This window comes from Breoghania sp. L-A4, assembly GCF_003432385.1.
GTDB lineage: Bacteria > Pseudomonadota > Alphaproteobacteria > Rhizobiales > Stappiaceae > Breoghania.
In genome coordinates this window covers 634,939-654,930 of record NZ_CP031841.1, presented here as the reverse complement: position 1 = coordinate 654,930, position 19,992 = coordinate 634,939, and the positions used below count along the sequence as shown (strand labels likewise).

Genomic DNA, 19,992 nt, shown 5'->3' with positions numbered 1-19,992 from the left:
AGGTTGCTTCTGGTTCGCTGCTGCGGCGCACGGAGCCGCCGGCCTGACGGCCCTTTGCTGCCGGATCGCGCCCGAAGGCCCATGCCAGAGCGGAGACGCATCCATGTCGCTATCCCGCCGCCGCGTCCCATGAAGACGTTGAAAAAGCGTTCCGAGTTTCTTGCCGTCGCCAAGGGCGTGCGGGCTGCTCGGCGCGCTTTTGTGCTTCAGAGCAAGTGCGATCCGGACAGCACCTGCGAGCCGCGCGTCGGCTACACGGTGACCAAGCGCACCGGAAACTCGCCGGAACGCAACCGCATTCGCCGTCGCTTGCGCGCCGCCATCGCCGCAGTGGGCGCCGATGCCGCAAGGCCTGGCTGCGACTACGTCCTTGTCGGACGGCGCGCCGCACTCGATATATCATTCTCCGAACTGAAGAAGGATCTGGCCGCGGGCTTCAAGCGCGTGCATAACGGTCCTGACACGCCGAAGACCCCGGGCCACGCGGCACGCGGATCGCGGCAACCAGCAACAACCGCAGGCCGCAACGCGGTCGGTCCAGACCCCCGATGAGACCCCAGTATGCCCGATAGCCGGAACTACATTGTCGCGATTGTCCTGTCTCTTGTCGTGCTTCTCGGCTGGCAGTATTTCATCGTGCAGCCGAAGGTCGAAGAACAGCGGCGTCAGGATGAGATCGCCCAGACGGCGGCCCAGAGCCAGACGGCGCAGTCTCAGAGCCCCCAGACGCCCAGCGCCCCTGGCGCACCCGGAACGGCGCCCGTACCCGGCGCGACGGGGCTTCCCTCGCTCGCGGGTGGCGTCACAGTGCCCGCAAGCCGAGACACCGTGATCGCGGCCAGCAGCCGCGTCGCCATCCAGACCGAAAGCCTGAACGGCTCGATCAATCTCACCGGCGGCCGCATCGACGACCTGCATCTCGTGAAATACCACGAGGAGGTCGATCCGGGCAGCCCGACCATCACGCTGCTGTCGCCCTCGGGCAGCGCGTCGCCCTATTACGCAAACGTCAACTGGACGGGCGACCCGGGCGCACCGGTCACATTGCCGACCCCAACCACCGTTTGGACGCAGGACGGCACGGGCGCGCTGACGGCGGAAAACCCGGTGACGATCAGCTGGGACAACGGCGAAGGCCTGATCTTCAAGCGCACGATTTCGCTCGACAAGGACTACATGTTCAACATCGAACAGTCGGTCGAGAACGCCACGGACGCGGATGTCCGGCTCTATCCCTACGGCCTGATTTCGCGGCACGGCAAGCCGCACACCACGGGCTTCTACATTCTGCATGAAGGCATGATCGGCGTCTTCGGCGAGGAAGGCCTCAAGGAAGTCGACTACGACGATGTTGAGGAAACGGGCGAGGTGCGTCCCGGAAAAGCCGCTTCCGGCTGGCTCGGCATCACCGACAAGTACTGGGCAACCGCGCTGGTGCCCGCTGATGGGGGCGAATTCCAGGGCCGTTTTTCCTACGGCAAGGCGGCCGAGAGCTTCCAGGCTGACTATCTCGGTGACGTCGTCGTGGCTCCGGCGGGTGGCAGCGCCAAGTCGACGACGCGGCTGTTCGCCGGCGCCAAGCAGGTCGATATCATCGACGGCTACCAGGACGAATACGGCATCCACAATTTCGAGCTGATGATCGACTGGGGCTGGTTCCACTTCATCACCAAGCCGATGTTCTTCATGATCGACTGGTTCTACAAGCTGGTTGGCAACTTCGGCGTCGCCATCCTGCTGTCCACCGTCGTCGTCAAGCTGATCTTCTTCCCGCTCGCCAACAAGTCCTACGTCTCGATGAGCCGGATGAAGCTGGTGCAGCCGCAGATGATCGAGATCCGCGAGCGCCACAAGGACGACAAGGCCAAGCAGCAGCAGGCCATGATGGAGCTGTACAAGAAGGAAAAGATCAATCCGCTGGCCGGCTGCCTGCCGGTCGTGGTGCAGATCCCCGTCTTCTTCGCGCTCTACAAGGTGCTGTTCGTCTCCATCGAGATGCGGCATGCCCCGTTCTTCGGGTGGATCAAGGATCTCTCCGCGCCCGATCCGACCTCGATCTTCACGCTGTTCGGCCTCATCCCCTGGGATGCGCCGAGCTTCCTGATGATCGGCATCTGGCCGCTGATCATGGGTGTCACCATGTTCGTCCAGATGAAGATGAACCCGGCGCCGACCGAGCCCGCGCAGCAGATGATCTTCAACTGGATGCCGGTGATGTTCACCTTCATGCTGGGCACGTTCCCGGCGGGTCTGGTGATCTACTGGGCGTGGAACAACTCGCTGTCGATCCTGCAGCAATATGTCATCATGCGCCGCCAGGGCGTGAAGGTGGAGCTGTTCGACAACATCAAGTCGATGTTCGCGAAGAAATCCAAGACCGAGAGCAGCTAGCACGCGCAGCCGCGCAGCCGCTTCGCCTCTCGAACGCAAACGGACCGGACCGGCGGCTTGTCAGCCCCGGACCGGTCTTTTGCGTGAAGGCCCCGGCGAACAGGACCGAGCACCCCGGTCCGGCTGACGACGACGGATCGAGTTTGAAGGCAAGACAATGAGCGACATGAAACCCGACGCAGCGACGGCCGAGCAGGCCCGCCAGACGGCCTTGCTGGAAGCCGGGCGGCTGCTGTTCGCCCGCGCCTGGGATTTCGTGATCTCCGTCAGCGATTTCGACCAGCTGCCCGAACCCGCCGGCGTCGAGGTCGCCTTCGCAGGGCGCTCCAACGTCGGCAAATCGAGCCTGATCAACGCGCTCACCGGTCGCAAGGCCCTGGCGCGGACCTCCAACACCCCCGGCCGCACCCAGCTTCTCAACTTCTTCCGCCCGCCGGAAGTGGCCGTCACCATTGTCGACATGCCCGGTTACGGATACGCGGAAGCGCCGAAGAAGACCGTTGAAGCCTGGACGGCGCTGATTTTCAGCTATCTTCGCGGCCGGCCGAACCTGCGCCGCGTCTTCGTGCTCGTCGATGCGCGTCACGGACTGAAAGGCAACGACCTGGGCGCCATGACCGAGCTGGACACCGCCGCGGTGATCTACCAGATCGTGCTGACCAAGGCCGACAAGGTGAAACCGCCCGCGCTTGAGAAAATCCGCCAGCAGACGGCGGAGATGATCGCCAAGCGCCCCGCCGCGCATCCGGAGATCCTCGAGACGTCGAGCGAAAAGGGAGCGGGAATCGCGGAATTGCGCGCCGTGATCGCCGAACTCGCGGGCCTGGGCGACTGACACGCCGCCCGTGGCGCGCGCGTCCGGGAAATTTGTTGCGCCCAAACGCCGCACGGTATTTGAGCCGCTGCGCCAAAACCGCTATAGACCCCGGATCGTCGCAGTCGCGGCTCCTGGCCAGGTATGAAAATGTCCTCTGACAACGCCGCTTCTCCGCAACAGAATTCCCAGATGCGCGCCACCATCATTTCCGAAGCGCTGCCCTACATGCAGCGCTACGATCAGCGCACGGTCGTGGTGAAATACGGCGGCCACGCCATGGGCGATCCGGAACTGGCGAAGGCCTTCGCCCGCGACATCACCCTGCTGCGCCAATCGGGCGTGCATCCGGTGGTGGTGCATGGCGGCGGGCCGCAGATCGGCTCCATGCTGGATCGCCTCGGCATCAAGAGCGAATTCCGCGCCGGCCTGCGGGTAACCGACAAGGCCACCGTGGAAATCGTCGAAATGGTGCTGGCCGGCGGCATCAACAAGGACATCGTCAACACCATCAATGCGGAGGGCGGACGCGCGGTTGGCCTGTGCGGCAAGGACGGCCGCATGGTCATCGTGGAGAAGCTCACCCGCACCATGATCGACCCGGATTCCAACATCGAGAAGATCGTCGATCTCGGCTTTGTCGGCGAACCCAAGCATGTCGACCCGACCGTGCTGAAGCTGGTGCTCAAGGAAGACCTGATACCGGTGATCGCGCCCGTGGCGCCGGGCGAGGACGGTGAAACCTACAACGTCAACGCCGACACCTTCGCCGGCGCCATCGCCGGATCACTGAACGCAAAACGCCTGATGTTCCTCACCGACGTTCCCGGCGTGCTCGACGGCGACGGCAATCTGATCAAGAAGCTGACCATCGCCCAGGCGCGCGCGATGATCGCCGACGGCACCATTTCCGGCGGCATGATCCCCAAGGTGGAGACCTGCATCGACGCGCTCAACCAGGGCGTGGAGGGCGTCGTGATCCTCAACGGCAAGGTGCCGCACGCGGTGCTGCTGGAACTGTTCACCGAAGGCGGTGCGGGCACGTTGATCACGCACTGAACGACGCCGCAAACGCCGCTGCGTTTCGAAAGCCCGCCCTCCGGCGGGCTTTTTTCGTGACGGCGGACGCCAGGCCGCGACCCGCTGTTTGCGCATGATCAATGCCGGGCCGGCGGTTACGCCCTTTACTGCGGAAATCGCAGGAGGCGGCGCAGGACGCAGAACGTCACGTGTCACCCCACGCACCAAAGCGCGCCGAGGGGCCTTGTTCGACATGATCTCACCGCCATCCACCGGTACCGCAGGCAAGCTCGCGCCCGACGCCCTCTACCGGCGCTGCGTGCTCGGGCAGTTTTCCTTCAAGACGACGGAAGAACTTGCGGATGTGCCACGACTCGTCGGGCAGGACCGCGCATTCTCCTCGATCGACTTCGGCACCCGCATCAGACGGCACGGCTACAATCTCTTCGTCATCGGCACGCCGCGGCTCGGCCGCCACACCTCCGTCAGCCAACTGCTCGAGGAGCGTGCGCGAGCCGAGAAGCCTCCCGGTGAATGGGTCTATGTCCACAATTTCGCCGTGCCGGATTGCCCGCAGGCGCTGGAACTGCCGTATGGCAGGGCGCTGGCCTTTCGCGATGCGATGGAAGAACTGATCGACGATCTCCGCTCGGCGCTGGCCGCCGTTTTCGAAAGCGAGGACTACCAGAACCGCCGCAACGCCATCGACGAGGCGTTCCACCAGCACCAGGAGGAAGGCTTCGCGGTCCTGAAGGAGAAGGCGGACGCCGCCGGCGTCGCCATCCTGAAGACGCCGATGGGATTCGCGCTGGCGCCGATGAAGGACGGCTCGGTGATCCCGCCGGAGACGTTCAATGCGCTGCCCGAGGAGGAGCGCGAAGGCTACAAGGAAAAGATCCAGACGCTGCAGGCGGAACTCGAGGCGATCCTCAAGTCGATCCCCAATTGGGACAAGGAGCGCCGCTCCAGTCTGCGCGATCTCAACCGCGAAATCGCCATGCAGGCGGTGGGGCAGTCCATCGCCGAGATGGTGGCCCGTTTCTCGGACCTGCCGGTCGTCCTCGATCACCTGGAGCGGGTAAAACAGGATCTGTCGGAGAATGTCGACATGTTCGTCGGCGGCAGCGACGACGGCGGCCAGGGTGGGCTGATGGAGCTCTTCAACGGCGGCTTCGACCGCTATCTGGTCAACGTTCTGGTGCCGCGCGAGGACGGCGATGCGTCCGCGCCGGTCGTCACGCTCGACAATCCGACCATGCTCAACCTTGTCGGCCGGGTCGAGCATGTGCCGCAGCAAGGCGCGCTGATCACCAACTTCCTGCTGGTCAAGGCCGGTGCCCTGCACCGGGCGAACGGCGGCTACCTCGTCCTCGACGCGCGCCAGGTGCTCGGCCAGCCGCTGGCCTGGGACGCCCTGAAGCGCGCGCTGAAGGCCCGCCGCATCGCTATCGAAAGCCCGGCCGACTATTTCGGCGGCATCAGCACCATCTCTCTGCGGCCCGAGCCCGTGCCCCTGGAGGTCAAGGTGGTGATGATCGGCGAACGCTGGCTGTATCACCTGCTGTGCGCCATCGACCCCGAGACCCGCGAGCTGTTCAAAGTCGTCGCGGATTTCGAGGACGATATCGATCGCGACGACGCGGCCACCGGCGACTTCGCGTGCTTTCTCGCCACCGCGTGCCGCCAGAATGCATTGCTGCATCTCGATCCCGGCGGCGTCGGGCGGGTTGTCGAGCACGCCTCCCGGCTGGCCGAGGACGCGCACAAGCTGACGCTTGAAGTCGGCGCCATCAGCGACCTGTTGAGCGAAGCGGATTTCTGGGCGCGCGAGGACGGCGCGTCGGTCATCACCGCGACGGCGGTGCAACGTGCGATCGACGAGCAGGAACACCGCGTGGGGCGGCTTCGCGAACGGATGCAGGAATACATCCTGCGCGATATCGCGCGCATCGAGACCACGGGGAGTCAGACCGGCCAGATCAACGGCCTCAGCGTGATCATGCTCGGCGCGATTCGCTTCGGCCGCCCTTCGCGGATCACGGCGCGCGTGCGCATGGGCACCGGCAAACTCGTCGACATCGAGCGCGAAGTGGAACTTGGCGGCCCGCTGCACTCGAAAGGCGTCATGATTCTGTCGGGCTATCTTTCCGGCCGCTATGCTCTGGAAGACCCCATGTCGCTCGCGGCGACACTTGTGTTCGAGCAATCCTACGGCGGCGTGGACGGCGACAGCGCGTCGGCCGCCGAACTGTTCACCCTGCTGTCCAGTCTTTCCGAAACACCCTTGCGCCAGGATCTGGCGGTGACCGGCTCTGTGGACCAGCGCGGACAGATTCAGGCCATCGGCGGAGCAAACGACAAGATCGAGGGATTCTTCGACATCTGCAAGGCGCGCGGACTGACGGGCCAGCAGGGCGTGATCATTCCCAGGAGCAACGTCCAGCATCTGATGCTGCGCGCCGACGTGGTCGAGGCCTGCGAGGCGGGACAATTCGCTGTCTATGCGATTGAGACCATCGACGAGGGCATGGCGCTGCTCACCGGATTGCCGGCCGGCGAACGCGGGGCGGACGGCACCTTCCCGCAGGACAGCGTGAACCGGCGGGTCGAGGACCGATTGAAGGGCTTCGCGGACAAGCGTCGGACCTTCGCGAAGGCCGGGTCCGCGGGCGAGGACAGCGGGAAGGCGGACAATGACTGAGCGACAGCCCGGATACACGCGCCTGGTGTTCGGATTTGCCGCCGGCTCCGGCAGCGACCGCTTGCTGGCGGAAGCCGCCGAAATCGCCAGTTGGCTGGGTCTGGAACTGCTCGCGATGACCGTTGAGGACGAAGCCGTCGCGACCCTGGGGGCGCATCCGGGCGCCGCATGGCTGTCGCGCTCCGGCGCGCCGCAACCCCCGGGCATCAGCGAGGCGATGGCGCGCGAGACCCGCACTGCCACAAGCGCCCTGCGGCGGCGGCTCGAACACGAGGCGGCCCGCGTCAAGCTGACATGGAGCTTCCAGACACTGCGCGGGAGCGCCGAAACGGTGATCGCGCAGACCGTGCGCCAGTCCGACATCGTCGTCTATTGCGAGCCGCCGTCGCCCCTGGAACGGGACGCCTTTCCCGAGCGCAACCTGTGGCGGGCCGTCGAGCGCTCTCCGGGCGCGGCGCTGTATCGTCCCGGCCGGCCGCTACCCAATCGCTCGGGCGTGGTCGCGGTTACAGCGTCCGGCGCATCGCGGGCGCCAGTGGAAGCGGTTGCCCAACAGCTTGCCCGGGCGACGCACGAGCCGCTGCATCATCTCGCAGGCATCGCGGACTGGCGCGCCCTGCCGCAGCAATGGGATCACAACCCGCCGCGTCTCATCGTGCTGGCGCGGGGGACCATGGGCCTTCTGGACAGCGACGCCATCGCGCAAGCCGCGCGTCACCTGCGCGTGCCGCTTCTGGTGCTGGAGGAAGCGCCGCAGGCGGTATGACCCCGATCAGGGCTTCGCGGCGAGACCGCCGTTCAGGTCCTCCTCCGCGTAGTGGCCGGCGATGATGGCCCAGGCCTCCTCGGCCGTGTCCACATAGGTGATCAGATCGAGATCCTCGGCGGAGATCGTCCCTTCGTCGACAAGCGCCTGGAAATTGACGATCCGCTCCCAGAAGCTCCTTCCGAACAACAGGATCGGCATCGGCTCGATCTTGCCGGTCTGCGTCAGCGTCAGCGTCTCGAACAGCTCGTCGAGGGTTCCCAACCCGCCGGGAAAGCAGACCAGCGCCTTGGCGCGCAGCAGGAAGTGCATCTTGCGCATGCCGAAATAGTGAAACTGGAAGCACAGATCCGGCGTCACATAAGGGTTGGGATCCTGCTCGTGCGGCAGCACGATGTTGAGCCCGATGGAATGCATGCCGACGTCGCTGGCGCCGCGGTTGGCCGCCTCCATGATCCCCGGCCCGCCGCCTGACACCACCACGAACTCGCATCCGCCATGTTGCGCCGAGACGCGGGACACAAGCGTCGCGAAGCGCCGCGCCTCCTTGTAGAATTTCGACTTGCGCTCCAGCGCGCGACCGGGCGCGCCACCGATTGCACTCTTCTTGCCCGGCTCGGGAATACGCGCCGAACCGAAAATGACGACGGTCGACTTGATGCCGCGCTCGCGCAGGGTGAGATCCGCCTTGGCGAACTCGAGCTGCAGACGCAGCGCCCGCATCTCGTCGCGCAGCATCAGGTCGCGATCATCGAAGGCCAGCCGATAGGTCGGCGAACGCGTCTGCGGGCTTTCGACAGTCCGCGCCGAAGCCTCGACATCTGCCTTTGAGCTCACGTAGCTCAGCGGGTGGTCGTCGTCCGGTGTGTCAGGCATAGGTGCTCTCGCCGATTGCAGATGATCTAGCCATAGCGGAGAGTGGGCTCGGGCGACAAGTATGAGCGCTTCGATCGTGATCCCTCGTGCCCGCGCACGGGCCGGGGCCCCGGGGTACCCTGATTGACGCAGTACCACCAAGCCACTACATCCCGGTCTCCATGTGACCGACAGCGCTGGCCCATACCGGGCCGTGGTCGCCGCAACGCGAGTCCTTCTTCATGACGGCAAGCTCCTTCCGCTCCGTCGACGAGTGGATCTTCGATCTCGACAACACGCTGTACCCGGCGCACACGAACCTGTTTGCCCAGATCGACGTGAAGATCACCAACTATGTGCAGCGGTTGATCGGTCTCAGTCACGACGACGCGCGCACCCTGCAGAAGGGCTACTACCAGCGCTACGGCACGACGTTGCGCGGACTGATGCTGGAGCACGACATCAAGCCGGACGCCTTCCTGGAGTTCGTGCACGACATCGACCACTCGGCGCTGCTGCCCGACCCGCGGCTCGGGGACGCCATCGCGCGGCTGCCCGGCCGCAAGTTCATCATGACCAACGGCACGCGCAAGCACGCCGAAAGCGTCGCCGCCAAGCTCGGCATCACGGATCATTTCAGCGACATCTTCGGAATCGTCGAGGCGGATCTGCTGCCCAAGCCGCATCGCGAGACCTACGATCTCTTCCTCACGCGCAACGGCATCCACCCCGGCCGCGCCGCCATGTTTGAGGACCTGGCGCGCAACCTGGAGGTGCCTGGCGCGCTGGGCATGCGCACCGTGCTCATCGTGCCCGACGGCACACGGGAGGTGTTTCGCGAGGCCTGGGAGCTCGAGAACAGCTCGGCCGCCCACATCGAGCATGTGACCGACGATCTGACTCAATTCCTCGAAGATCTTATGCCGCAATTCGCCTGAGCGGTCCCGCGCGGTCCAATGTCCCCGCGGAACTGACGTTTACACCCAGCCGCCGTCGACCACATAGGTCTGGTTGGTGCAGGCGCCGGCTTCGTCAGAGGCGAAGAACAGAACTGACTTGGCGATGTCGGCCGGCACCAGCTTGCGCTTCAGACACTGGCGGGTCATCAGTTCCTTCTCGCCTTCCTCGTCCAGCCACAGCTCGATCTGGCGTTCGGTCATGATCCAGCCTGGCGCGACAGACACCACCCGGATGCCAAATTCGCCGAGATCGCGCGCCAGCGCCCGGGTCAGGCCGACGACGGCCGATTTCGACGTGGTGTAGCCGGGCATGTTGCCCTGACCGATCATCCAGGACACCGAGCCCATGTTGATGATCGCGCCCCGGCCGGCAGCCTTCATGTCCGGCGCCACGGCCTGCGCGCAGAAGAACTGGTGCTTGAGATTGACCGCGATCCGGTCGTCCCAGTACTCCGGCGTTACCTCGTCGATTGCGTGGCGCTGGTCATGGGCGGCGTTGTTGACGAGAATGGTGATTGGTCCCAGCGCCTCGCGGATCCGGCCGATGGCGGCCTGCGTTGCGGGAATATCCTTCAGGTCGCACTGCTCGAAATGAACCGTGCCGCCCTCGGCGCGGATCTTGTCGACCAGCGCCTTGGACGCCTCCTCCGCGATGTCGATGAAACCGACCTTCGCGCCTTGCGCGATGAAATGCTCAACAATCGACTCGCCGATTCCGCTGCCACCGCCGGTGACCAGCACGGTGCGGTCCTTTAGGCTCGAATAAATCGCTCCGGGCGTCATGCGCTTCCCCTCTCCTTGATCGATCGTGATTTATTTTGGTGCCCAAAATAAACCCGATCGCGCCGCGAAAAAAGGGAAAATTTGCACGACGCCTCATCGGCGCGGCGGCGAAGGCTACTTGGTGCCGTACATCCGGTCGCCCGCGTCGCCAAGACCGGGCACGATGTAGCCGTGATCGTTGAGCTTCTGGTCGATGGACGCCGTGAAAATCGGCACATCCGGATGCGCCTCGTTGAATTTCGCGATGCCCTCGGGTGCCGCCAGCAGGCAGACAAAGCGCAGATTGTGCGCGCCGCGCTCCTTGAGGCGCTCGACGGCGGCGATGGCGGAATTGGCGGTCGCCAGCATCGGGTCAACGACGATGACCAGCCGGTCCTCCATGTCCTGCGGTGCCTTGAAGTAATATTCCACCGGCGTCAGCGTCTCGGGATCGCGATACAGGCCGATATGCGCGACACGGGCGGAGGGCACCAGATCCAGCATGCCTTCCAGCAGGCCGTTGCCTGCGCGCAGGATCGACGCGAAGACCAGCTTCTTGCCGGCCAGCGCCGGCGACTGAATCTCCGCCAGCGGGGTTTCGATGGTGACGCTGGTGAGCTTCAGATCGCGGGTGACCTCGTAGCACATCAGCAGCGAGATCTCGCGCAACAGCCGCCGGAAGCCCTGCGTCGAGGTTTCCTTGTTGCGCATGATCGTGAGCTTGTGCTGGACAAGCGGATGGTCGATGACGGTTGCGCCGGCCATGTGCGGATCTCCTTGAGGTGAATGTATCGCTCACACCGCCTGGCGGCGATCGAACCCGTATCAGATTACCGTGCCGTCGGTCGCAATCCCAAGCGGCGGGCGGCCCGCATCGCGCTTTTCCAACGCAATCTTGCGTGCCAGCGGCACCGTGCCACCCTGCATCACGCAGGCGAGCGGCAGCTCATGGGCATCCAGTTCGGCCAGAGCGCGAACCCGAGCGGCCAGACGATCAAGCAGCGCCACGGTCAACGCGCGCCACTCCAGCACGAAGGCGGCACCCGCGTCCCACGCAATCGACAGCGCATCGGGATCGCGCGGAACCAGGACGCCGGCATCGACAAAGAGACCGCCGTGGACCAGATCGGCAAGCCCGGTCAGTCCGTCAAAGTCATCCACCGCGACGCCGGCCCACAAAAGCGGCTCGACCAGCGACAGGACAAGCGCCTGCGCCATCGTGTGCAAGGGGACGAGATCCCCGTTCGCACCGCCGGTCAATGTCTCGGTATAACGCCATGTGTCGCCGAGCGGGATGCCGTCGACCGCCACCCGCTCCGGCCAGATCGGCGCCAGCGCATCGAGAATGACCGCGAGAATATGGTCAGCGGCGAGCGGCGCGTCGCCCTCGTCAATCAGCGCGTCGAACAGGCATCCGGGGCGCAGATCACTGCCTGCGGAAAATAGCGTATCGCGCAGGGCGACCGCCTCGCCGAGACGCCGCAGCAGAGCACAGCGCCCCTCGAAACCCGCCAGTTCATTGCCCTCGCCATGCTGCAAACCGGAGGCCAGTTCTTCGTCACCGAGCCGCGCCAGAGCGGTCGCGTCGGCGCGCAGCGGATCGACGGGATCAGCGGAAAACAAGCCGGCCGCCAGCATGGCAAGCGACGCGATCGCCAGCCCCGTAGCGCCTCGATAGACCTCGCCGGTCGCGGCCTCGCGGTAGCACCAGTGCCGCCCCGGATCGGCCCGAGGATCGCGGAGACGAAGGCCAGATCGAATGCCGCGCGCCCCATGTCGCGCACATCGTCCCATTGGCGATAGGCGCCCAGCATCGCCCAGCGGTCGCGGCCGCCCGCCTCGAATGCCCGCCAGCAGGCGTAAAACGGCGTGCCCCTCTCATCCGAGGTCTCGGACAGCATCTCGACAAGGCGCGCCGCGAGACCGTCCAGAACAGGCATGTTCAGCGTGAAATGCCCGAGTGTGCCTGCCAGCGCCCGGTCGAACATCGCATCGGCTCGCTGGCGCACGGCGCTGGCGGAGAGCAGCGCGCCGGCCGCGCCGGAAACCGTGTCGTTTGCTTCGTTCGTCATCATCTCGCCGATCGTGTGGAAGTCTCAAAACGGCGTCTTGCGCGCCCGAACGGGAATAGACCTTCGCTCCGCCCGCCTCAAGTGCCGGTGCCGGGCACTCAGGAAGCTTGCGCGACCGCGGCGGCCAGCGTTTCGCGCAGCTCCGTCTTTGTCGCTTCATCGCAGAAGGCCGCGCCGATGGCTGTGCGGGTGATGGCAAAGAGATCCGCGGCGCCCCAGCCGTGCGCCTGGGCAACGGTTGCGTATTCCCGCACGACACTGGTGTCGAAAAACGGCGGGTCGTCGGAGTTCAGCGTCACCGCCACCCCCGCGTCACGCAAGCGCGCAACCGGATGCGCCTCATATCCATCATAAAGCCCAGCGCGACGTTCGAGGCGGGGCAGACTTCCAGCACGATGCCCTCGTCCGCCAGACGCGCCACAAGCGCTGGCTCTTCGATGGCCCGAACGCCATGGCCAAGACGCGTCACGCCGAAATGATCGAGCGCGTCGCGCACGCTGCCGGGTCCGCCGAACTCACCCGCATGCGCCGTCAGCCCCAACCCGGCCTCGCGCGCCATCGCGAACGCCGGCGCGAAATCGACAGCCACGCCATGACGTTCATCGCCGGCAAGGCCAAAGCCGGTTACCAGCGCATGGGGATGGGCGATGACGGTGGCCGCCGCCCGCTGCACGGCCTCCGCGCCGAGATGCCGCACGCCGACGGCAATCATCCGCGCCTCGATGCCGCAGTCCTCCTTGGCTTGCAGGACCCCCTCGGCCAGCCCCTCCACGTAGGAGGCATAGCCAAGGCCCGCCGCCATCGCGTGATCGGGAGAGATGAAGATCTCGCCGTAGATCATGCCCTCTCGCGCGCATTGAGTGAAATGGGCATACGAGAGCGCGGCATAGTCCTGCGGTGTGCGAAAGACCGAACTGGCCAGATCATAGGCGGCGAGAAACGACGTGAAATCGTGCCACTGGTAGCCGCCCCCATCGTCAAACAGGCCCGTGACGTCAATGCCGTGCCTCTGCGCCAGTTCGCGCACCAGATCGGGCGGAGCAGCGCCTTCGATATGGCAATGCAGTTCCGCGGTGGGCAGCATCAGCTGACCCCGCGCATCGGCATGTCGCGCTTGATCCAGTTGTCCTGTGACCATGTCGCCGCGCCATCCACCATGTGCAGCGCATAGGCGTGACGCGACCGCGGCGAGCGGTTGGGCGCGGAGCGGTGCGGCACAAGTCCATGCAGCACCACGAGCGTGCCCTTTGGCGCGATCAGCGGCGCGTGCATGTCCTCCGGCGCCATGGGCGTGTCGTCGAGCACCTCCATCACCAGATCGCCGCGATCGTCATAGTGGAAACGCTTGCGCAGAGGCCCCTTGTGCCCGCCCGGCACGCCATAGAGACCGCCATTGGTGTCGTCCGCGTCCTCGAGCGCGAACCAGAAGCCGGTACATGTCATCGGATCGGTGTGCAGGAAGCTTGAATCCTGGTGGCAGTTCACTTCGCCGCCAATATGCGGCGGCTTGAAGATATACATCGACTGGGCAAGTTTCGGATCAACCAGTCCCAGGTCGGCGGCCACCTTGGCCAGTTTCGGAGTGTGCGAAAAGCCCTCGAACACCGGATCGAGATCGTGCAGCGCGTGGCCGACCTTGTTCAGCGCGGCATGCTTGTCCTTGACGAGATCACCGGCCTCGTCGAAGGCCTCTTCCTCGAAGAAGAAGCGGATCTTGTCCCCGGAGCCGCGGAAGTAATCGTCGCGGGCGTGCGACTGCGCGGTGGTGGAGAACACCGTGGAGACGCTCTGCGGATCGAAGTCATCGATCAGCGCCGTCATCCTGTGGCGCAGGGCATCGCAGGCCGCCGGTGCGACAAATCCCTCGAGCACCAGAAATCCGTCGTCATCGTAGGCCTGCTGCATTTCTTGCGTCAGGTGCCCGTCGCGGGTTGCCTGGAATGAACGCGCGCGCATGTTGCTTCTCACTTTCCGTTCAGAAAACTCGTGCCGTATTTGCCGGCCGCGATACCCAGATGCGCGGCAATGCTCTCGCCGATATCGGCGAACGTCTCGCGTCCACCGATCGCGCCGGGCCTGATGTCCGGACCGAAGGCGAGAACCGGTACATGCTCGCGGGTATGATCGGTGCCTTCCCAAGTCGGATCGCAGCCATGATCGGCGGTGAGAATGACGAGATCGCCGGGTTCCAGCCTGGCCTGGATTTCCGGCAGACGCCGGTCGAATTCCTCCAGCGCGGCGGCATAGCCCGGCACGTCGCGGCGGTGGCCGAAAAGCATGTCGAAGTCGACGAAATTGGTGAACACGAGATCGCCGTCTTGCGCCTCGTTCATGGCCTTCAGCGTCGCGTCGTGCAGCGCCGCGTTGCCGGTGGCCTTGTGCAGCTTCGTGATGCCCTGGTGCGCGAAGATGTCGGAAATCTTGCCCACCGCGATGACCGCGCGTCCCTGCGCCTTCAGCCTGTCGAGCAGCGTCGGCTCGGGCGGCAGCACGGAGTAGTCGCGGCGGTTGCCGGTGCGCACGAAGGTCTCGGCCGTCTCGCCGACGAAGGGCCGGGCGATCACCCGCCCGATGTTGTATTCGTCGACAAGCTCGCGGCAGATCTCGCAGAGCGCGTAGAGGCGGTCCAGGCCGAAATGCGTCTCGTGCGCGGCGATCTGAACCACGGAATCCGCCGAGGTGTAGAAGATCGGCTTGCCTGTGCGGATGTGCTCCTCGCCCAGCTCGGCGATGATCTCGGTGCCGGACGCATGCTTGTTGCCGAGCACGCCGGGAAGCTCCGCCCGCCGCATGGCCTCGTCGATGAACGCCTGCGGGAAGCACGGCACGGTATGCGGAAAATAGCCCCAGTCGAACGTTACCGGCACGCCGGCGATTTCCCAATGGCCCGACGGTGTGTCCTTGCCGTTGGAAACCTCGCACGCATACCCCCACAGGCCCTCCGGATCCCCTGAGAAATCCAGCCCCGGCGCCCGGGTTCCCGTCGAGGCGCGCGATGCTGCGCCCAGACCGAGACGATCCAGATTGGGCAGATGCAGCGGTCCCGCGCGCAGCCCGTCGCGGTCGCCTTCGCCGCGCGTGCAGGCCTGCGCGATATGACCCAGCGTGTCGGAACCGGCGTCACCAAAGGCTTCGGCATCGCCCGCGGCGCCGATGCCGAAGGAGTCGAGCACCATCAGGAAAGCGCGCGCCATTGTTTCCATCCTCGTTGAATGTTCCCTGATCGAGCGTCCCTCGCAGGGAACCCGCCGTGCTTGTTGAAGGCCGCCGGCTTTATTTGCTTCTTGTGGCGCGATCAGGGCGCGATACGCGCCTTGATCACGGCATTGTCGGGCACATCGCCGCCGATCGCATAGGCGGCCTTCAACGCCGCCTCGCCGCGCGCGGCCGCATCCTCGTCGCGCGCGTGCACCACGCCGACCGGCATGGCGTCGGGCCCCACCGGATGACCGAGACCGGCGAGTGCCGAATAGCCCACCGAATGATCGATGACATCGCTGGCCGCCCGACGCCCGCCGCCCAATTCCACCACGCCGATGCCGATCGCGCGCGTGTCGATAGCGCTGATCAGCCCGGGAGTGTCGGGATAGACCTCGCGGACAACCGGAGCCTCGGGCAAATAGGTCTCCGCCTTCTCCACGAAATCGGCAGGACCGCCCAGCGCCGACACCATCCGGCCGAAGATCTCCGCCGCCGCACCGCTCTCGAACGCAAGGCGCATGCGGTCGCCGCCCTCTTCCGCGTCCCGCACCAGACCACCGTTCGCCAGGAGTTCGCCGCCCAGCGCGACGGTCACATCGAACAGGCGATTGTCGATCTCCGCCCCCGTCAGAAAATCGACCGCGTTGCGCATTTCCACCGCATTGCCGGCGGCGGACGCCAGCGGCTCGTTCATGTCGGTGATCAGCGCCGTGGTCTTGAGGCCCGCGCCATTGGCCACCAGCACCAGGCTCTCGGCCAGCGCACGCGCCTCATCTTCGGTCGCCATGAAGGCGCCGGAACCGCATTTGACGTCGAGCACCAGCGACTGAAGCCCGGCGGCGAGTTTCTTCGACAGGATCGAGGCGGTGATCAGGTCGAGGCTCTCCACCGTCGCCGTCACGTCGCGGATGCCGTAGAAGCGCTTGTCGGCCGGAGCCAGATCGCCGGTCTGGCCGATGATGGCGCAGCCGACATCGCGCACGACCTTGCGAAACATCGCGTTGTCCGGCTGGGTCTGGTAGCCGGGAATGCTGTCGAACTTGTCGAGCGTGCCGCCGGTGTGCCCAAGACCCCGCCCGGAGATCATCGGCACAGCGGCGCCGCAGGCGGCCAGCGCCGGCGCCAGCATCAGCGAGACATTGTCGCCCACGCCGCCGGTGGAGTGCTTGTCGAGCACGGGGCGATCGAGGTCCGACCAGTCGAGCACCGTGCCGGAATCGCGCATCGCCAGTGTCAGCGCCACGCGCTCCTCGACGCTCAGGCCGTTGAAGAACACCGCCATGGCGAGCGCCGCGACCTGTCCCTCCGTCACGGAACCCTCGGTGAGGCCTTTTACAAAGAAGGCGATTTGTTCGCTTGTCAGGCTCTTGCCGTCGCGCTTGATCCGGATGATTTCCTGGGGCAGCACGGCTCAGTACCCTTGCCGGCGGACACGGCGTCGCCGCCATCCAGTACCATTGCGAGCGCATCGAGCAATCCGCTGGCGCCAAAGCGGAAATGCTCCGGACTGACCCAATCGGCGCCCAAAATCTCATCGGCAAGCGCCAGATAGACACCCGCATCGGCAACCGTGCGGATACCGCCGGCCGGCTTGAAGCCGACGTTGCGATCCATGTCGGCAATGGTCTCGAGCATGATTTTCGCCGCTTCCGGCGTCGCATTGACGGCGACCTTTCCCGTGGAGGTCTTGATGAAATCCGCGCCCGCCGAAATCGCCAGCTCGGACGCTTCCCGGATCACGTCCGGATCCTCCAGTATTCCGGTCTCCAGAATCACCTTCAGACGCGCCGGCGCCGGAATGGCCGCCTTCACGCGGACAATCTGTGTCTCCGCATAGCCCTTGCGGCTGTCGAGAAAGGCCCGATAGGGCATCACCAGATCGATCTCGTCCGCACCATCCTCAAGCGCTTGACGCGCTTCCGCGACAACGGCAGCCGTGTCCTCGCCGCCTTCCGGAAAATTCACCACCGTTGCGATGCGCACGCCGGTGCCCACGAGAAGGCTTCTGGCCTGTTGGACAAAGCGCGGCCAGATGCAGACGGCCGCCACGGGACCGTGCGGGGTCACCGCGCGACCGCACAGAACCTCGATGTCGGCGGCGCTGCACCCGTCGTCGAGATTGGTCAGATCGAGCAGCGGAAGAGCGCGCGCGGCGATCACGCAGGCGTCGGTGTCAGCCATATCGGGTCTCATCATCCGTATCAGTGTTGCGTTGCGGACAACGCGAGGGGCATCGGTCGCATACCGGGCCGGAACGTGGGTCTACTTGAACGCCGGGTTGTCCAGATCGGCCAGCAGGCCGCGCACGAGCGTTTTCAGCCGCCCCACGCCGACCAGACCCATTTCCTTGGTCTCCGCGTGCGACAGGCTTTCCTGCATGCCGGCGGCCAGATTGGTAATTGTCGAGATCGCCGCCACCCGCATCCCGAGATAGCGCGCCAGGATCACTTCGGGAACCGTCGACATGCCGACAGCGTCCGCGCCGAGCGTCCGCGCCATGCGGATTTCCGCCGGCGTCTCAAAGGACGGACCGGAGAACCAGGCGTAGACGCCCTCGGCCAGTTCCATGTCATTGGTGGCCGCAACGCGCATCAGGCGCTCGCGCAGACCCGGGTCATAGGCCTGGCTCATGTCGAGAAAACGCGCGTCGCTTTCTTCTCCGATCAGCGGATTGACGCCGGAGAAATTGATGTGATCGCTGATCAGCATCGGCGATCCGGGCGTCACTTCGGCGCGCAGGGAGCCGGCCGCGTTGGTGGCGAGAAAGATCTCGCAGCCCAGTTCCTTGAGCATTTCAATCGGCGTGCGCATCACCGCCGCGTTGCCGTTCTCATAGAAGTGCGCGCGGCCCGAAAGCACCACCACGTCCTGACCGGCAAGCCGGCCGGCGACGACCTCGCTGGAATGCGAGGAGACGCTGGAGACCGGAAAGTCGGGCAGATGCGTGTAGGAAATGCGTGCGGCGTCCTCAACCTCATCCGCCAGGGTGCCCAGTCCTGAGCCGAGCACCAGGCCGACGCGGTAGTCGCCGTCGCGCGCGGCGCGCACCATCTCGGCGCACTGGCTGCCGAAACCGCTCATGAACCATCTCCAAACTCGAAGCTCGCGGGCAACAATTCGCCCAGCGTGAAGCTCTTGCGCAGGCCCTCATGCCCGGCGATATGCACTTGGGTATCGGGACTTGCGAACTCCGACAGCCGCTGGCGGCACCCGCCGCAGGGCGTACACAGGCGCTCGCCGTCGGCCATCACCAGAACCTCGATGATCGTCCGGCTGCCGCCTTCCGATATCATCCTGCCCAGGGCGGTGGTCTCCGCGCACCAGCCCTCGGGATAGCTTGCGTTCTCGACGTTGCAGCCCGCATGCACCAAACCGTCGTCGCAGCGGATGGCGGCGCCCACTTGAAACCGGGAATAAGGCGCATGCGCCCGCGCCCGCGCGGCGCTTGCCGCCGCAAACAGTTCTTCCAGCGCGCTCATGTGCGCTCCTTGACGTAGGCCACGCCGCCCGCCTTGGGCGGCACCGCGCGGCCGATGAATCCGGCCAGCAAGGTGACCGTGAGGACATAGGGAAGCGCTTGGAAGACCTGCACCGGGATCTGGCCGATGCCGGGCAGCGACTGGCCCTGCAGGCGGATGGCGACCGCATCGAGAAACCCGAACAGAAGGCAGGCGAACATGGCCGGGACCGGCTTCCACTTGGCGAAGATCAGCGCCGCCAGGGCGATGAAGCCCTTACCCGCGGTCATGTCGCGGATGAATCCGGCCGACTGGGCAATCGCCAGGTAGGAACCGGCGAGGCCGCACAGCAGACCGCAGCACATGACCGCGCGGTAGCGCAGCCACACCACCGAGATGCCCGCCGTGTCGACCGCCGCCGGGTTCTCGCCCACCGCGCGCAAACGCAAGCCGAAGCGGGTGCGGAACAGAATCCACCACGACAGCGGCACCGTGAGGAAGGCGGCGTAGACAAGGATGTTGTGCCCCGAGAGAAGTTCGGAATAGAGCAGCCCCAGCACCGGCACATCGCGGAGGGCGTCGGCGCCTGGGAAGACGATGTTCTGGAAGCGGCCGTCAACGCTCAGAGACGGCGTGCGCCCGCCTTGATGGAACCAGGTCTGGCCCAGAAGCGTGGTCAGGCCGAGCGCCAGAAAATTGATGGCGACGCCCGAAACGATCTGGTTGCCGCGATGGGTGATACAGGCGAATCCGTGCACCAAAGCCAGCGCCACGGACGCGGCAATCGCTGCGAAAAGACCCAGCCAGGCATTCCCTGTAACTCCGGCCGCCGCGCCCGCCGCGAAAGCCGCCGCCAGCATCTTTCCCTCAAGCCCGATGTCGAAGACCCCGGACCGCTCGGAGTACAAGCCCGCAAGACACGCGAACAGCAGCGGCGTGGACAGCCGGATGGTGGAATCCAGCGTGAGGATCAGGGTTTCAAACATCGCCGCC

The 19,992-nt window shown here is 65.4% G+C and carries 18 protein-coding genes and 2 pseudogenes; 7 read left to right on the top strand and 13 right to left on the bottom strand.

Annotation, left to right across the window (positions count from 1 at the left end; genetic code table 11):
• Window positions 1-54: 54 nt before the first annotated feature.
• The 6 genes from rnpA to D1F64_RS03110 all read left to right on the top strand — a co-directional run bounded on the left by rnpA (window position 55) and on the right by D1F64_RS03110 (window position 7,692).
• Complete coding sequence (gene rnpA / locus D1F64_RS03135; RefSeq protein ID WP_248304596.1) at window positions 55-552, top strand: ribonuclease P protein component; 498 nt, start codon at window positions 55-57, stop codon at window positions 550-552.
• A 9-nt stretch (window positions 553-561) separates the two neighbouring features.
• A complete protein-coding gene (yidC, locus tag D1F64_RS03130; RefSeq protein ID WP_117411222.1) occupies window positions 562-2,391 on the top strand; it encodes a membrane protein insertase YidC in 1,830 nt (609 codons plus the stop codon).
• 157 nt (window positions 2,392-2,548) lie between these two features.
• Entirely contained in the window at window positions 2,549-3,226 is a 678-nt protein-coding gene (gene yihA / locus D1F64_RS03125) for a ribosome biogenesis GTP-binding protein YihA/YsxC (RefSeq protein WP_248304595.1), read from the top strand.
• 171 nt (window positions 3,227-3,397) lie between these two features.
• The gene (gene argB / locus D1F64_RS03120) at window positions 3,398-4,264 is read left to right on the top strand and encodes an acetylglutamate kinase (protein WP_248304594.1); all 867 of its coding nucleotides are present in this window, start codon (window positions 3,398-3,400) and stop codon (window positions 4,262-4,264) included.
• 214 nt (window positions 4,265-4,478) lie between these two features.
• Window positions 4,479-6,926, top strand: a complete 2,448-nt coding sequence (locus D1F64_RS03115) for an AAA family ATPase (RefSeq protein WP_117414391.1) — start codon at window positions 4,479-4,481, stop codon at window positions 6,924-6,926.
• Window positions 6,919-7,692, top strand: a complete 774-nt coding sequence (locus D1F64_RS03110; RefSeq protein WP_162901244.1) for a hypothetical protein — start codon at window positions 6,919-6,921, stop codon at window positions 7,690-7,692. Before D1F64_RS03115 ends, D1F64_RS03110 begins: the two co-directional genes overlap by 8 nt.
• Before the next feature lie 6 nt (window positions 7,693-7,698).
• On the opposite strand, the gene D1F64_RS03105 is transcribed toward D1F64_RS03110, so the two are convergent.
• Window positions 7,699-8,568: a TIGR00730 family Rossman fold protein gene (locus D1F64_RS03105; RefSeq protein WP_117411219.1), complete on the bottom strand. Its 870-nt coding sequence runs from the start codon at window positions 8,566-8,568 to the stop codon at window positions 7,699-7,701.
• 221 nt (window positions 8,569-8,789) lie between these two features.
• On the opposite strand from D1F64_RS03105, the gene D1F64_RS03100 reads away from it, so the two are divergent.
• Window positions 8,790-9,485 (top strand): pyrimidine 5'-nucleotidase, encoded by a 696-nt coding sequence (locus tag D1F64_RS03100; RefSeq protein ID WP_117411218.1) that lies wholly within the window; start codon window positions 8,790-8,792, stop codon window positions 9,483-9,485.
• A 39-nt stretch (window positions 9,486-9,524) separates the two neighbouring features.
• On the opposite strand, the gene D1F64_RS03095 is transcribed toward D1F64_RS03100, so the two are convergent.
• The 12 genes and pseudogenes from D1F64_RS03095 to D1F64_RS03045 all read right to left on the bottom strand — a co-directional run bounded on the left by D1F64_RS03095 (window position 9,525) and on the right by D1F64_RS03045 (window position 19,985).
• On the bottom strand, window positions 9,525-10,289 hold the full coding sequence (locus tag D1F64_RS03095; protein ID WP_117411217.1) for an SDR family oxidoreductase: 765 nt from the start codon (window positions 10,287-10,289) through the stop codon (window positions 9,525-9,527).
• Between the two features lie 114 nt (window positions 10,290-10,403).
• Window positions 10,404-11,033 (bottom strand): uracil phosphoribosyltransferase, encoded by a 630-nt coding sequence (upp, locus tag D1F64_RS03090; protein WP_117411216.1) that lies wholly within the window; start codon window positions 11,031-11,033, stop codon window positions 10,404-10,406.
• Between the two features lie 60 nt (window positions 11,034-11,093).
• The gene (locus tag D1F64_RS03085) at window positions 11,094-12,062 is read right to left on the bottom strand and encodes a DUF1688 family protein (protein ID WP_205470634.1); all 969 of its coding nucleotides are present in this window, start codon (window positions 12,060-12,062) and stop codon (window positions 11,094-11,096) included.
• Window positions 12,059-12,256: pseudogene (locus D1F64_RS25000) on the bottom strand (DUF1688 domain-containing protein); the annotation flags it as partial. The pseudogene D1F64_RS25000 and the gene D1F64_RS03085, both read right to left, overlap by 4 nt.
• 182 nt (window positions 12,257-12,438) lie before the next feature.
• A pseudogene (locus D1F64_RS03080) lies at window positions 12,439-13,424 on the bottom strand (adenosine deaminase).
• Window positions 13,424-14,296 (bottom strand): phytanoyl-CoA dioxygenase family protein, encoded by an 873-nt coding sequence (locus D1F64_RS03075; protein ID WP_117411215.1) that lies wholly within the window; start codon window positions 14,294-14,296, stop codon window positions 13,424-13,426. Before D1F64_RS03075 ends, D1F64_RS03080 begins: the two are co-directional and overlap by 1 nt.
• Window positions 14,297-14,304: 8 nt before the next feature.
• Window positions 14,305-15,534 carry a phosphopentomutase gene (locus D1F64_RS03070; protein WP_117414390.1) on the bottom strand — a complete coding sequence of 410 codons (1,230 nt, stop codon included), beginning with the start codon at window positions 15,532-15,534 and terminating at the stop codon, window positions 14,305-14,307.
• Between the two features lie 101 nt (window positions 15,535-15,635).
• Entirely contained in the window at window positions 15,636-16,949 is a 1,314-nt protein-coding gene (deoA, locus tag D1F64_RS03065; protein WP_117411214.1) for a thymidine phosphorylase, read from the bottom strand.
• A complete protein-coding gene (gene deoC / locus D1F64_RS03060; protein ID WP_117411213.1) occupies window positions 16,901-17,722 on the bottom strand; it encodes a deoxyribose-phosphate aldolase in 822 nt (273 codons plus the stop codon). Before deoC ends, deoA begins: the two co-directional genes overlap by 49 nt.
• 81 nt (window positions 17,723-17,803) lie before the next feature.
• Window positions 17,804-18,622 (bottom strand): purine-nucleoside phosphorylase, encoded by an 819-nt coding sequence (locus D1F64_RS03055; protein ID WP_117411212.1) that lies wholly within the window; start codon window positions 18,620-18,622, stop codon window positions 17,804-17,806.
• Window positions 18,619-19,020, bottom strand: a complete 402-nt coding sequence (cdd, locus tag D1F64_RS03050) for a cytidine deaminase (protein ID WP_117411211.1) — start codon at window positions 19,018-19,020, stop codon at window positions 18,619-18,621. The genes D1F64_RS03055 and cdd overlap by 4 nt, the downstream gene beginning before the upstream one ends.
• Window positions 19,017-19,985, bottom strand: a complete 969-nt coding sequence (locus tag D1F64_RS03045; protein ID WP_117411210.1) for an ABC transporter permease — start codon at window positions 19,983-19,985, stop codon at window positions 19,017-19,019. Before D1F64_RS03045 ends, cdd begins: the two co-directional genes overlap by 4 nt.
• Between the last annotated feature and the right edge of the window lie 7 nt (window positions 19,986-19,992).